This window comes from Fibrobacter sp. (genome assembly GCA_024398965.1).
In the GTDB taxonomy this organism is placed as follows: Bacteria; Fibrobacterota; Fibrobacteria; order Fibrobacterales; family Fibrobacteraceae; genus Fibrobacter.
Map to the genome: position 1 here is coordinate 1 of JAKSIF010000002.1, position 13,869 is coordinate 13,869.

12 protein-coding genes and 1 tRNA gene are annotated in these 13,869 nt (G+C 47.6%); 2 read left to right on the forward strand and 11 right to left on the reverse strand.

Going from position 1 to position 13,869, the window contains the following annotated elements; all coding sequences use genetic code 11:
* Positions 1 to 202: hypothetical protein (locus tag MJZ26_00930; protein MCQ2104332.1), on the forward strand; the 202-nt coding region annotated here is incomplete at its 5' end.
* Positions 203 to 521: 319 nt separating this feature from the next.
* On the opposite strand, the gene MJZ26_00935 is transcribed toward MJZ26_00930, so the two are convergent.
* From MJZ26_00935 to MJZ26_00985, 11 genes are all read right to left on the reverse strand, one after another.
* On the reverse strand, positions 522 to 1,922 hold the full coding sequence (locus MJZ26_00935) for a TldD/PmbA family protein (GenBank protein ID MCQ2104333.1): 1,401 nt from the start codon (positions 1,920 to 1,922) through the stop codon (positions 522 to 524).
* Positions 1,923 to 1,970: 48 nt separating this feature from the next.
* Positions 1,971 to 2,747, reverse strand: coding sequence for an imidazole glycerol phosphate synthase subunit HisF (gene hisF, locus MJZ26_00940; GenBank protein ID MCQ2104334.1), 777 nt, complete (start codon positions 2,745 to 2,747; stop codon positions 1,971 to 1,973).
* A 126-nt stretch (positions 2,748 to 2,873) separates the two neighbouring features.
* Positions 2,874 to 3,197 carry a thioredoxin gene (gene trxA, locus MJZ26_00945; GenBank protein ID MCQ2104335.1) on the reverse strand — a complete coding sequence of 108 codons (324 nt, stop codon included), beginning with the start codon at positions 3,195 to 3,197 and terminating at the stop codon, positions 2,874 to 2,876.
* A 41-nt stretch (positions 3,198 to 3,238) separates the two neighbouring features.
* Positions 3,239 to 3,910: a DUF3575 domain-containing protein gene (locus MJZ26_00950; protein MCQ2104336.1), complete on the reverse strand. Its 672-nt coding sequence runs from the start codon at positions 3,908 to 3,910 to the stop codon at positions 3,239 to 3,241.
* 26 nt (positions 3,911 to 3,936) lie between these two features.
* On the reverse strand, positions 3,937 to 6,120 hold the full coding sequence (locus tag MJZ26_00955; GenBank protein MCQ2104337.1) for a PCMD domain-containing protein: 2,184 nt from the start codon (positions 6,118 to 6,120) through the stop codon (positions 3,937 to 3,939).
* Between the two features lie 10 nt (positions 6,121 to 6,130).
* The gene (locus MJZ26_00960; GenBank protein MCQ2104338.1) at positions 6,131 to 7,762 is read right to left on the reverse strand and encodes a PCMD domain-containing protein; all 1,632 of its coding nucleotides are present in this window, start codon (positions 7,760 to 7,762) and stop codon (positions 6,131 to 6,133) included.
* Positions 7,763 to 7,777: 15 nt separating this feature from the next.
* A complete protein-coding gene (locus MJZ26_00965) occupies positions 7,778 to 8,680 on the reverse strand; it encodes a hypothetical protein (protein MCQ2104339.1) in 903 nt (300 codons plus the stop codon).
* A gap of 128 nt (positions 8,681 to 8,808) precedes the next feature.
* A complete protein-coding gene (locus MJZ26_00970; protein ID MCQ2104340.1) occupies positions 8,809 to 10,254 on the reverse strand; it encodes a hypothetical protein in 1,446 nt (481 codons plus the stop codon).
* A gap of 83 nt (positions 10,255 to 10,337) precedes the next feature.
* A tRNA-Gln gene (locus MJZ26_00975) sits at positions 10,338 to 10,408 on the reverse strand.
* A 56-nt stretch (positions 10,409 to 10,464) separates the two neighbouring features.
* Positions 10,465 to 11,898, reverse strand: a complete 1,434-nt coding sequence (locus MJZ26_00980; GenBank protein ID MCQ2104341.1) for a carboxypeptidase regulatory-like domain-containing protein — start codon at positions 11,896 to 11,898, stop codon at positions 10,465 to 10,467.
* Entirely contained in the window at positions 11,895 to 12,749 is an 855-nt protein-coding gene (locus MJZ26_00985; protein MCQ2104342.1) for a TIGR02147 family protein, read from the reverse strand. The genes MJZ26_00980 and MJZ26_00985 overlap by 4 nt, the downstream gene beginning before the upstream one ends.
* Before the next feature lie 286 nt (positions 12,750 to 13,035).
* Here MJZ26_00985 and MJZ26_00990 point away from each other — a divergent pair, with 286 nt between their 5' ends.
* The gene (locus MJZ26_00990) at positions 13,036 to 13,818 is read left to right on the forward strand and encodes an alpha/beta hydrolase (protein MCQ2104343.1); all 783 of its coding nucleotides are present in this window, start codon (positions 13,036 to 13,038) and stop codon (positions 13,816 to 13,818) included.
* The last annotated feature ends 51 nt before the right edge of the window (positions 13,819 to 13,869 follow it).

Consider the following 13,869-nt stretch of genomic DNA (forward strand, 5'->3'; position numbering starts at 1 on the left):
AATGGGAATTACGGTCCATCAAACTCTGGGCCTTGGCCAAAACCTTTTCTGCATCATTATTAAAATCAGACATATTTGCCTCTTTTGGCGATTTGCGGCATTGCCATCCCGCTTTTTCGCACTTTTCCTTATTTTTATCGCACCTTCTTATGCAATTGTCATGCCAAACGCCCAAAATTTCGAAAAAACGTTCTTTTCCTAAGAAAAAAAACTCAATCCCCAAAATTTTCGTAAAAAACGCACTTTTCAGTTCCTTTTTGAACCATTTTCCATTTCAATACAAACCGTTTTCAGCCTCATTTTGCAACAAAACACCCAAGCGCCGTGTTGTAAAACCTTACAACACAATGTTACTCTGGACTATTCCCTATTGGAGTATATAAACCTATCTTAAGGATACAAAACCAAACATCCCATACACCAAAAAACGGTTCCCTTTGGGGGGAGCCGTTTTTTTATGGGTTAAAAGCAAAAGGCGCTCCTTTTCGGGGCGCCTCTTTTATTTTCTAACAGAAGACAGATTATCTTCCGCCAACCAGGATTTGATCAACCTTGATAGAGGGCTGACCGACGGTTACAGGAACATGGCCCGAGCTAGCACCGCAAACACCTGCAGCCAATTCCAGGTCCGAACCCACCATGCTGATTTTCGGCATGATCTCGTGGCCCTTGCCAATGAGTGCAGCGCCACGAACGGGTTCGCAAATCTTGCCATTGCGAATCACGTAGCCTTCATCCACTGCAAAGTTGAATTCGCCAGTAGCCGGATTTACGGAGCCACCCGCCATACGGGCGGCGTACAGGCCGTAATCTACGCTAGAAATCATGTCGTCCAAGGTGTTATTGCCCGGGGCAATAAAAGTGTTACGCATGCGGCTTACAGGGGCGTACTTGTAGCTTTCGCGGCGAGCGCTTCCAGTACGGGCAATGCCCACTTCCTGGGCACCAACACGGTCCGACATGTAGGTTTTCAGCACACCGTTTTCAATAAGAACCGTACGTTCCGTAGGCGTACCTTCGTCATCCACCTTCAGGCTTCCCCAGACACCATCCAAGGTTCCATCGTCGATGGCGGTAAGGCAAGGCTGGCCAATGACCTCGTTCAACTTGCCACAGAAGGGGCTTGCATTACGGCGGATGGATTCTGTTTCCAGCGGATGACCGCAGGCTTCATGGAAGATGACTCCGCCAAAGCCATTGCCCATGATTACAGGCATCTGCCCGCCATTGATATAGCCGGCGGTCAGCATGCGAAGAACACGTTCACCAGCGGAGTTCGCCATTTCCTCCGGAGAGTAATTAGCCAGCAGTTCATAGCCGCCAATGGCTCCCGGTCGTTCAGCAGACGTCAAACGTTCCGTGCCATCTGTAGCTGTAACGCTAACGCTTAAACGCAAATGACTGCGGTCCATTTCAATGTTCAAGCCTTCGCTGTTCAACAAATTGATATGGGAACAATCGTCGGAAACGCTTACGGCAACCTGTGCAACCTTGTCGGACATGGCTCGAGCAGCCTTGTCTGCCCTGAACAAGAAATCCTGCTTCACAGCCTGGCCCAGAATTCGAGGATCCTGGAATGCACTTGCATTGTAATCACACACGCGCTTTGCCGGCGCAAACTCAAAAGGCTTTGCTGCAGAGCCAACCCCACCATTCATGGCGGCAATACGGCCAAAAGCCAAAGTCTTTACCAAGTTCACCAGGGCCTCTTCGGATTCATCGCTGGTAAAACCGTAAAGCACCTCAGTACCGTAAAGCAAACGAATTCCAATACCGAAATCCGTACCCGCCGTAGCAGACTCTATCTGACTGGATTTTAAGCCCAGCGTGGAGCTGCGGGTTTCTTCTTCAAAGATTTCTACAAAGTCAGCACCGGCGCTCTTGCCGGCTTCAAAAATCTTAATCGCAGTAGACGGATTCATATACAAACCTCGCGGAGGACCGACAGCAGGAGCGCAGTCCCGTCCAAATTACTTATTGCGAACAGCAACGCCACCCTTGCGCATGGCATCCTTAATCTCAGGAATGGTATAGTCGCCAAAGTGAACCATGGAAGCCACCAGGGCTGCGTCAGCAGAAGTCTTGTTGAACAAGTCTACAATGTGGTCCGGAGTTCCTGCGCCACCGCTTGCAATCACGGGAATCTTCACGGCGCGGGCCACCTGGTCGGTAATGTTCAGCTCGTAGCCGTTCTTGACACCGTCGGTATCAATGGCATTCAGGCAAATCTCGCCCACACCCAGCTCTTCGGCCTTCTTGGCCCATTCCACGGCATCAAGGCCCATAGCCTGACGACCACCGCGAATATACACTTCGTAACCGCTGGGGAACTTTTCAGAAACGCCCACGAACTTGGCATCCATACCCAGCACAATGCACTGACGGCCAAAAGCCTTGGCACCTTCAGCAATAATCTCAGGATGAAGAACAGCCAGACTGTTCACGCTCACCTTTTCAGCACCGGCAAGCAAGGCCTGGTGCATGTCATCAAGATTGCGGATACCGCCGCCAACAGCAAAGGGAATAAAAACACGCTTTGCAATCTGACGGATCATCTCCATGTCACAGGGGCGGTTTTCGGCACTGGCGGTAATATCGTAAAACACCAGTTCATCGACACCATCGTCGCTATAGCGGGCACCCATCTCCACCGGATCACCGATATCGATATTACCCTTGAACTTAACACCCTTCGTCACCTTGCGGTCACGGACATCCAAGCACACAATCAAACGTTTAGTAAGCATAGCCAAAATGTAGAAAAAGAAAATCTTTATATGGTTCCCACGCGGGGGTAGCTCTCGCAGTTCAGGCAAAAATCAAAAGGAGGATTCCGAAGAATCCTCCAAAAATCTTTTTCCGTAGGCTGGTAATTACAGATTTCTGTCGATAACAGTCTTCACCGTGTTCTTGGGAACTGCACCAACCACATTACCCACTTCCACACCGTTTCTGAACAGCTTCATGTTGGGGATATTGGTGATACCGAAGCGAGCGCAAATATCGCTAACACCCGGGTCATCCACGTTGATCTTGGCGATGATAGCCATGCCATCGTATTCGGCGGCCAGTTCATCAACAATGGGTCCCATCATCATGCAAGGACGGCACCAGGTTGCCCAAAAATCAACAAAGACCAACTGACCAGAACTAATCACTTCGTCAAAATTTTCTGCGGTAAGAGCTAAAGCAGCCATAAACATCTCCAATTTATGCCATCAAAATAGCAAAATTAATTTTAAATAGCAAAGCCAATTGTGTAGTTAAGATCAATTCCAAAACCAACGGATGTGACTTCTTCCACATCATCCTTGCTATCACCCTTAATGAAGGCCTTAGAGTAGGTCACGCCGATATCCCAAGAAGAGGTGCAACGGCTCCACATAGTCTTGCTACCAAGGTAGACGCCAATACCCAGAGAATTACCGGAGACGCTAAAATCGTCATCATGATCACCAGAGTATTCGTAATCAATTCCCACATATTCATACATCACGTGGAAGGATGCGAAATAACCCGCATGTCCACGGTTGAAGTAGTAACGGAAGCCTTCGGAAATACCAAAGAGATTCAGGTCAATTTCTTCCTTTTCTCGGGTTTCACGATCCTTATGCTCCCAGCTTTTTCCCAAATAATAGGGACGAGTGATAATGGAGGCATTGGAATTGATGTTTCCTTCTACGGTCAAGAAGATTGAAGGAACTCCAAGTACGCCAGTATAGATAATCATGGACCATGGATGAAGGGATATGGCAAACGTAGGTTCGCTACTGGCCACCTCGTTGATATTCATCATCGGGGTTTCCGGAGCAGGAGCACCAGATGTATACTGAGACACGTCATCCTGAGCGGCAGCCGTTCCTGCAAGAAAAGCCACCACAGCCACAGAAGCAAATAATTTCTTAAGCATAAGCATTCCTTATTTCAAAGCCAAATTTAGTAAATCAAACGAACGCCATCCACCTGCAATGTGGCACCGCTCTTTCCTTTGTAGTGATTTCCATCGGCACTGGAGGCAAAGACCAGTCGAATATGGGTTACAGGTTCCTCCCCTGTTCCCTGAATCAAGCTATTATCAATAGCCTTTGTATCCTTGGATTCCAGTTTCGTGTTGAAAATCGAGGAGTTTTCAATAGGAGATCCAGCAAGAGGAGTACCATAGTGAAGTTTCATACGCATGGTGCGCATCTTGGTTGTAGCATCGACTGCAGACACGCTAACCACATCCGGATTCTTTCGGCCGGTATTATCCGCAGTAGTAGAGCGATACCATGCTGAGGCAACCAGTTTATTTACATCGGAACTACTGCGGTTTCGGTTCATGTCTCCAGTTCTGTTTTCTAGAACAAGGTAAATATCACAGCTATCACCGGAGCCGTTATAGTTAAAGGTTACGTCGATGTAAGCAGGGCGGGCATTGAACTTTTTACCAAAGTCAAGTAGTTCGTTACCGTCGGGCCAGGTAGAGGAGTTGGCCATGGCAAGTGTGCCTACACCCTTGGGGTTAAATTCTGCCGTATAAAGACTGCCGCTAGCGATCTTACCTAGAATGCTACTGGTCTTGATTTGCGCTCCAATGACAGATCCAGATGTATACTTAGACGTGGTTTCACCCACCATGTTGGCATTACCCCAAATGGAATCCGGAGACATAACTCCGCTACTCTTCCAAGTGTTAAAATCGGAACCCGGCAACTGGTAACCCGCACGAATCGTATACTCAACAGACTCTCCATCATCATTTGTTACAGTAGCGGTTGCGCCCATTCCCAAATCATAAGAGGAACCGTCTTCAATGCCCTTGATTGTTGCTCCCTTGGAAAGTTCAATATCACTTACAGCAACCTTCGAAAGGTCCGCACGGAAGGGCATTTCATCAAAGTGAACCCGGAAAATCATCTTGCCGTTTTCGTTTACAGAATCTACTACGGCGGCCTTACCCGCAATCTTCATACCGAGAATACGCGGAGATTCTACAACGGGATAATCTGCAGAAACAGTCCATTCCTCAGAAGAGCCGTCTTCTGCAATAATTGTCAACTTGTAATCCGAGAGAAGATTAATCTTTTCGTCTCCCACATTGGACGAGGCCTTATCCGACACCGACAGCTTGAGGGAAACCTCTGCCGCCGCATTCTTGGATGGGAAGTGCAAGACGATGGTCTTCTTTTCCTTATCTACGGTAGCCTCGTCTGTTTGACCAACAGCTTCAATAGCCAGCAATTCCTTTTCAGTAGACACCTCATAGCCTTCTTCAAGAATGGAAATGGCTACAACCCACTTGCGGGAACTGCCATCCTCGGCGGTTACCGTAAATGTCTGGAAATCCTTCCAAGTTGTCACAGAAGCAGGATCTGTATCAATAGAAGCACCTTCCGGAATAGCGGTTTTCTTAATTTTCACATCCGCCAAATCAATTCCATTTTCAAGACCGATATAAAGGGTATCGCCCTTTTGACTAAAGCTCTTCTGGCCTTCAAAGGAAATGTCCAAGCTCTTTTCAGAACTTAAGGTAATGGAGCTGGAAGATTCTTCTTTCTGAGAGGAACTAGAAGAAATTTCCTCAACAGAACTGGAAGATTTTTCTTCATCTCCTGTATCATCATCGGAATCACCACTACCCTCATCGTCAGCCTGTTCGCTGGAGCTGGATTCCACCCCAGGAATGGTAAAGGAAATCTGCCAAATAGAAGGCAACCCGCTTTCAGAAACCACCATCAAGTAGATGGAAAGGCTTGATGGAACCCGAATCTTACTTTTCTTGCCGAGACTCTTTTCCACATAAGAAACATCGTTTGCAAGAGAATCCAGGGCTGCAGAATCGCTGGGGAATTCCTTGAACTTTCCATCCACCAGATGAAGTGTAGCCATAGAACTGATATCAATACTTTCTACCGTTACAGAATCCCAGGTAGTCTTTCCCTTCTTGGGTTCGACCAAGGTAATCTCTACCCTATGCTCATCTTCATAGACCGCAGCATCGCCATCCTGTTCAACGAAACGAATGCTATTGAATGTTCTATAGTCAGACGTACCAAAGGAATCGTAGTCTGCGGTGCAGCCTGCGAGGATTGCAAAAAGGGCAAGTACAAAAAGAAGCGAACTTAATTTTTTCATCATCACTTCCTCACTAGTAATTCAGTTTAAAGTTATCAACAATCAGTTTAGAGCCTTCGCCACCGCGGAAGTTCTTGTTCATTTGAGAACTGGAGCCTCCATCAGCAATAAAAGCCAAAGACGACGAAGCAAACATTACGCGTATCGACGCAACATCTTCTGTGCCTGTACCCAAGGTAAGTCCCTCGAGGCCGACAACGGATCCGCCGAGCAAGCCAGCGTCGTCACCATACTTCAATTCAACAAGCCTTGACACGCCCTCAACAGATTCTTGATCGGAAACGGAGCCCGCCGCTACAACTTTATTGTCGGCGCTGACAAGAACCACATACATGAGCATGGACTGAGGGTACGTTGTGTTTGTATTCTTCCTATGCTCGTAGGAATAATCCACCTGGAAGCTCACCGGTCTTGCCATAAAGGGGCGTCCATGTTCCATATACTGAGAAAAATCTGCAGCACAATTATCCGCACCTGCTTCATCATTATCAGCCTGGTATAAGGATGCACCATCGGCTCCGCTATACGAGCCTGCAAAGTAGAACCCGCCAGCCATTTTCCAGCCACCGTCAAAACCGGTAGAATGTCCAACAACCACCTGTGTTATCAAGGTCATTCTGCCATCATCGAAGTATGCATTGGCAGAGTCGGATCTCATGGAAACATCGACTGTTATACCAAGGAGCGGAACCTTATACTTACCCCAGCCAGCGATTGTCATGGCATCACTGGTAGTCCCCCAGAAGCTATCTACACGCCCTCCGAAGTCGGATCCCGGAAGCTGTACACCAGCCTTGGCCCTATAGGAGACCATTTCATCATTTTCGTCGACAAGCTTAATCTCGATGGAACGGGTCAAGTCAAAAGTTGAATCAATCTGATCAAACTTCAACTTTGTTAGGTCGGTACCATAAGGCATATCAACAAAAATGTTTTCCCCCTCGATGGAAACCTTGCCGTCAGGTATAGTCAACTCACTAGCCTTAATTACAACAGGAGCTCTTTCGCTGGAGCTGGATTCCACTTCTTCATCACTTGAACTGCACTCAGGTTCTACGCTACTGCTGGAAATTTCCTCGGGATCAGCACTGCTTGAACTCTCAACAACTGCTTCACTGCTGGAACTTTTATCCTTGGAACTACTGGATAATTTTTCATCCATGGAACTAGAGGATTCTTGCTCATCAGAAGAGCTGGACTCTTCCTTGACGCTGCTAGAGCTCTCCTTCTTTCCACTTGAGGATGATGATTCAGGATACTTGATTTGCCAAACCGCAATGACTCTGTCTTTTTCGTCCATTACAACAATGTTTCTGTAACCCGTTTCGTCTTTCGTTATTACAGAGCCAGTTTCGAGAGGGTTATCCCAATCAATGGTGGGATCGACCAAGTCTTCATCTAAAGCCAGGTAATAGTTGACTCCGCCAAGTTCACTCAAAGACTCTACAACAAGGGAATCCTTTGCCTTGGTGATTTCCAAGACACGATTTTCCGAGTCAATGCTCACGTCACTATTGGCAAACAGTTCGGCACTTTCTGGAATCACCGCGGTAGACTTAGAATCGGAATCGCCGCATGCGGCAAGCCCAATGCACACCATCAATGCCAACCCTGACAGAATCACCCTGATTAAGTTTCTTTTCATAGCAACGCCCCTTCCCTAGAAGAAGTAGACCAAGGAAAAGTCCAAAGCCAACAGGTTAATGGTGAAATTCACGATATTGTACATGAACTGGCTGCGAGTCTCATTATTCTCTTCAACCTCGATAACACTAGAGCTAAGACCAAGCAAGCCCACAGAGGTTTCAAAGGCGAAACGATTCAACACCATAATGCAAATTCCAGGATTGATACCAACGTCAATGGACCAGGACCGGTTCCTACTCTTGCTCATGTCTTCCCCATCATCGGTTTGAGAAATTCCGTAGGAATACTCGAAGGAAATCGAAGTTTCGTTAAAGAAATAGAAGTTTCTTGAATCCAGCACCTTCAGGTAGTTTTTCAGCAAAGGCTGAACAAAGAATCCATTACTAACATACTTACGATGTTCGGCAAGATCAAGCAAGTCTTCCATCAGGGCAAAATCAACATCAAACCAAGTGCGGGAATAGCCTGCACGTAAACCCAAGGCCATGGCATCCTTAATAAAGTATCCACCAAAAGCTTCTACAGTAAAGGTATAGCCGTAGGCATCGTACACATCGCCAATCAAAATATTCAAGGCATCTTCATCGGTGTTTCCTTGAATCAGGGAAAGACTTACGCCTCCGTAGATACGGCCCTTGGCAATGGCCTCATCCTTGGAAACCGGATATAGGGCATCCAAAAGTCCACCAGCAACGGAACTTGAAGAGGCTTCATCCTTCCACACGTTTTCTACTGCTACGGAACTTGAGGACTGTTCTTCAGCAACTGCCGCAGGCTGAGTATGATTTTCAACCGACGAAGAAGAAACATTTTCTAAAGCCGTATTTTCCTGGTAGATTTCAGCTGAGGAATTGTACCCCTCGCTGTTGGGTTCGGAAGGAATTTCTTCCTGAGCGAAGACTAAACCACTAAACAAAAGAAAAAATGCAGTAAATAATTTATTCTTCATAAAATGAAAAATAAAAATTTACATACAATTTTTCAGCCCTTTGGAGAAAAACAGAGGCAAAATCAGCAGGCAAAAACATTTAATTCGTTATAAAGCTAGAATGCAAGGACAATGCCAGCGGCAAGCAGTCCGACGCCAAGGGCGCCAAGGCCAATAGCAACACCGCACTTGGTGTCTCCTGAATCATTCAACCTGTGGTTATCCTTGACCATCTGACGCGTATCTTCGCTGTCAAAGGCCGAAAGCTTTTCGTAGGCAGACTTCTTGGCCGCAGCATCGCTCCAATCGCGTTCGGCCAGGTACCACATGACACCACCGGCAATCAAGGGAGCAATGGATCCCCACAGCAAACCACGACCCAGACGGTGACGACTACGAGCCTTGTCAAATTCCCGCTGTTCCTGGATAAAGTCAAGATCGTCAAGGACCGGAGTCATTTCCACATTTACCAAGTTGGGCATGTAGGCCCGGATTTCCGTGGTGATGGTGGTATCGCGATATCCAACCTTGCGGAAGTAAAGACGCGCATTCACCTGCGGCTTGATATCCCGAACCAATACGTCTGTCACATAGTTCGGCATCTCATATTCAGAAGGTTCCCGATTAATGTAGACCTCAACCGCTTCCGGATCCGTATTTAACGTCAAACGGGTTTCCGGCCTAAGAACAGGAATGGAAACTTTGTTCAAACTGTCCGCATTGATACGAACCACAGCCGAGCCCCACCATTCTACATCCTTCAGCACTTGCATTACAGAAATGGTATACTTACCCGGCTTGATATTCCTAATGGTATCAGGCGCCACCTGCTTGAGAGGGATTCCATTGACGAACAGGGAGCATGCCGCAGGTTCGGAAACCACCAGCAGGTTCGCATTTCCCGGAGGGTAAAGTTCAATGGATTCGTTCTCTTCGACGATTTCGGGAACAACATAGTTAGACAAGGACAGGTCAATCATGACCTCGTCTTCCAAATTGTAAAGACGTTTCAGTTCAAAACGGAAAATCTTGACGAACGGATTCAAGGAATCTGCGGCAATGCTGTCTTGAATCTCACGTTGGCGGATTTCTTCTTCAATCTTTGCGATTTCTTCCTTCTTAAGGCGAGATTCTTCCTTGACCATCGCAGTTTCAAGGTCATCTTCCGCCCCGTCATCTTCGGGAACGATTTCTTCGACAGGAGCCTCGGCAGACTGCGCAGCAACAGAATCCTTTACCGCATCTGTCATAATGACCTCGGCAGAATCCTTCTTGATTTCAACGTCCTCTTCATCGTCTGTTTCAACAACTTCCTGGCCGTTGCTTTCCTGGAGGGCGACATTCTCGGCGTCAGCAATCTTTGCAAGGAGCTTTTGCTCCTGTTCATTTGGTTTCTTGAGATAAACCGTATCTTTTTCGATTTTTACGAAAATGGCTTCCAGTTCAGATTCGCCCCCGTTAAGCAGGTAACGAACCGGAACCTCGCGGCTTTTCTTAACTGCGTCTTCTGCCATGGCACCCGTAACAAACAAGGCACAGGCAGACACCCAGAAGATGCACAAACTCTGACAAAAACTCCAAACCTTCATGTTAAGAAAGATATATAAAAAAAAGAAAAACCTCGGAAAAAATCCGAGGTTTTTTCTTGAGTTACCAGGATTCGAACCTAGACAAACAGAGTCAGAATCTGTTGTGCTACCGTTACACCATAACTCATCGAGTTGAGCCAAAGTTAGATAAACATTCGCGCTTTGGCAAGGGGCTTTTTGAAATTATTTCTTCGGAGCCGTTCCACGGGGAGGGCTCGGCGGAGTGTAAGTCATCCACTGCTGCTGCTGGACACCCCCTTCCGGCAGGGAAATTTCGTTTTCGACCACGTAATTTTCCAGGGGAACCATTTCCTTCTGCAACGTAGAAACCACCTTCGTGTCTCCAGAATAGAGCAAAAGTTCCTGTTTTCCCGCAGGCAAGTCGTTGACAGACAGCATGTTACAGGTCACTTCCCTTACAAAGTGGGTTGTACCCTTGATGCCCACAACAACACTGTTTACCATGCAATTGTTGGACTGGGTCGTGTCGTTTTGGTTCACCACCAGAAGCACGCCGCTGACCAGGCCAGAGGTTTTCAACAAGGTAGTCTTGCCCAAGTCCAGGGTATCCTTCAGATTTTCAACTTCCTTCTTCTTGGCATAGCGGGAAACTCCAGCAAGAGCAACCTTGCCCTTTTCAAGCAGGCGATACTCCACACGGAAACTGTCGTCGGGAACTTCTTCGGGAACTGGAAGCCACCAGCGACCAAGGCTATCGGTCGTCGTTGCTGCGGTAAATTCCAGGGAATCGCCTTCGGTAAAGCCAAAGCCATAAAGGTCCGTAACCAGGGCGACTTCCACTCCTTCACAGGGCTTGTCGCCCTTGCACAGGACCTTACCGGAAATGCGAGAAACGATTTCAGCTTCCTTTTCTTCTTCCTTGATCAAGGAATCCACTTCGGTCGTGGTACTCCACATGAAGGGGCCTGCAGAAACAGAATCGCCGGCCTTAACGTCGTCCAGCTTCCAGCTGCGGAAAATCAGGCTGTCAGAGACTCCGGAATCCTGAAGCTTAGCAACAATCAGGGGATCGCCAGGGAAGAACTCCATCCACCAGTCGCCAGCAGGAATCAACACGGAGAAGGAATCTCCTGCAAACACGCTCTGGTAGAAGGGGGTACCTTCGAGGGATACCGTAAAGTGGGCCCCAACCGGAACCGCAGGATCAGTCACGTCTTCGTAATACAGAACGCTGTTGAACACAGCGGCCTTTTCAAGGCGGATGCTATCGATATCACCGGATTCGCGTGTAGTACGCGGGAGATAGAAGATTTCAGACGCGCTCGTATCGATAACAGCCAACTGGAAAGTGTCTGCCAAGGCGGAATCAAAGGCGAACACACCGGCAGTGTCGGTAGTCACTTCAATATGTTCAGGAACCCTCAGCGCCCCGTTCTCAATGACAGCGCGGCGAGCCATGCGAACCACGGCTTCGGAGGCAACGCTTCCATCTACGCGGGTAACAACACCTGTCACTCGGATATCTTCTACACCGGCAATGGTATTGCCTGTATCGGTCACCGTACCTGCAGTCTTGTCGTCGCTACAAGCCCAAAGCCCCATGACAACGCTTACAGTCAGGGCAAACAAAGAAGATTTCAAAAAGCGATTGCTCATTTTTCCTCCTCGTCAACTTCGGGTGGAAGTTCCATCTTTTCCTTGCTCAGGGGGAAGAACTGGATATTCATCTGGCAAACCATGGTTTCGCCTTCATCAGAGCGGATGATATCCACCACTTCCTTACGGAACAAGTCAATCTTGCTGATAATGCGTTCCAAGCCTTCGGCAGAAACGCTCATGGTCATGCAAGATACATTTCTGCGTTCGGTGCTGTAATGATCCAGGGCATTTTTACCCAGGTCAATCATCTGTTTTTGGAACTGGTGAACAAAAAGCGGGGCGATTTCAGAACCGCTGAAGATAGCCTTGTTCACGGAATGGTAGCAGCCATCGTCACCAATCTCAATCAAGCCCAAGGTCTTAAGCAGTTGGATAGCCTGCTTGGCCTGGGGCAAGGTAATCTTCGGATTCAGGAACAAAGCCAGTTCCTGGATATTCTTGTCGTTGACACGAAGTACCGACAAGGCTTCGCGAGCAGCCACATAATACCACTTGCTGTAGTATTCTTGCTGGCTCTTGGTCAAAGACTTGATCGCATTGGGCAACAGAGCAGACATCTGCTCGAAGATAGCCTGCTTGGAGGCAGGAGTCGTCGCGTGGGTAAAGTCCACCATCAAGGAGAAGTAGCGACCTTCCTTTTCGTTAAGGCCCAGTGCCGCAATAAATTTCGGGAGCATCTGGGGCGTCAAGGACTTGCGCCCGCGGATCAGGTCCAGATAAAAACCCGAAGAAGAATAGCCGGCCTTCTTCGCAAAGGACCTATAGGAGAAATACCTCTGGACGGACTTACGATAGTCGTAGTAGTCCTGCAGGTACTTCCTGTAATTGTAGTAAGCGTATACGTTCATCGGAAATAAAGATAAAATTTTATCGTTTTTTGGGAACACCTAATTTTTAGAAAACACCCCCGAAAATAGGCTTCCATCGCGTTATCCCGCGTAGAGAACGGGAAAAAGAACACTTAGAGAACACTTTCGCTAAAAAATCTTCTTTCACCCTATACCACCTTAAAAATTTTTTGTTTAAATTTGGGGAACACCCAATCCCATCCCTCGGACTCTCGCTTCACTCCAAGCGAGAGTCCTTTTTTTACGTTCATTTTTACCCATCCGCGGTTTTTCTATCTTTCCTAGCATGATAAAAGCTTTTGTACTCAGAGTTCTCCGTTTTGTAGGCGTTCTCGCCCTCATTTATGTCAGCATGGTGTTCTACTTTGCTCTTACTGAACGTCAAAACGCATTTCCAAGGGCAATCACCCACAAGGAAGCCAACGAGGCTATTGCAGGCAGGGCCAAAGGAATTTCCTGTACTCTAGAAGACGGCCTTGTACTCCAGGGCTGGAAATACGGGAACGAAGACGCTCCCGTTATGCTCTACTATCCCGATGCCGATGAAGACGCAGCGCAGTTCCTGGCAGAAATCGATAGCTTTCCGGAAATCCAAATCGTGACTTTCAATTACCGCGGCAGCGGCGAAAACAAGGGAAAACCCAGCCAGGAAACTTTTGAGACCGACGCCGATCAAATCGCCCAGTGTGCAGCTCAAGTCAACGGAGGTCTTTCCTTCGTCGCGGGACGAGGTACGGGAGCCATACTTGCAACCCGACAGGCCACATGTAAACCAACGGTACCAAAAAGATTTTTGCTCATAGACCCCGTAAAAAGCATCGCCGAAGCCGTATCACAAAAATACCGCGCATTCTATCCCGAATTTCTTGTGAGAGCGAACGTCCAGATGGACTCTTCAAAAATCGGATGTTCTCACCAGAACACAGTCGTTGTCATTGATAGAAAACAATTCGAAGCTCGCTCTAAGGCAACTGCGGAAATGATTCCGGGTGTAACAATCCTAAGGCGCGAGGGCGGTTCCCTGCAAAAAACAATCAAAACCGCACTACATTTTTCGCCCAATTTGTAATAAAAAAAAGTCAATATTGCTTACATTTTTCCTATTTCGTTAGACATTCAC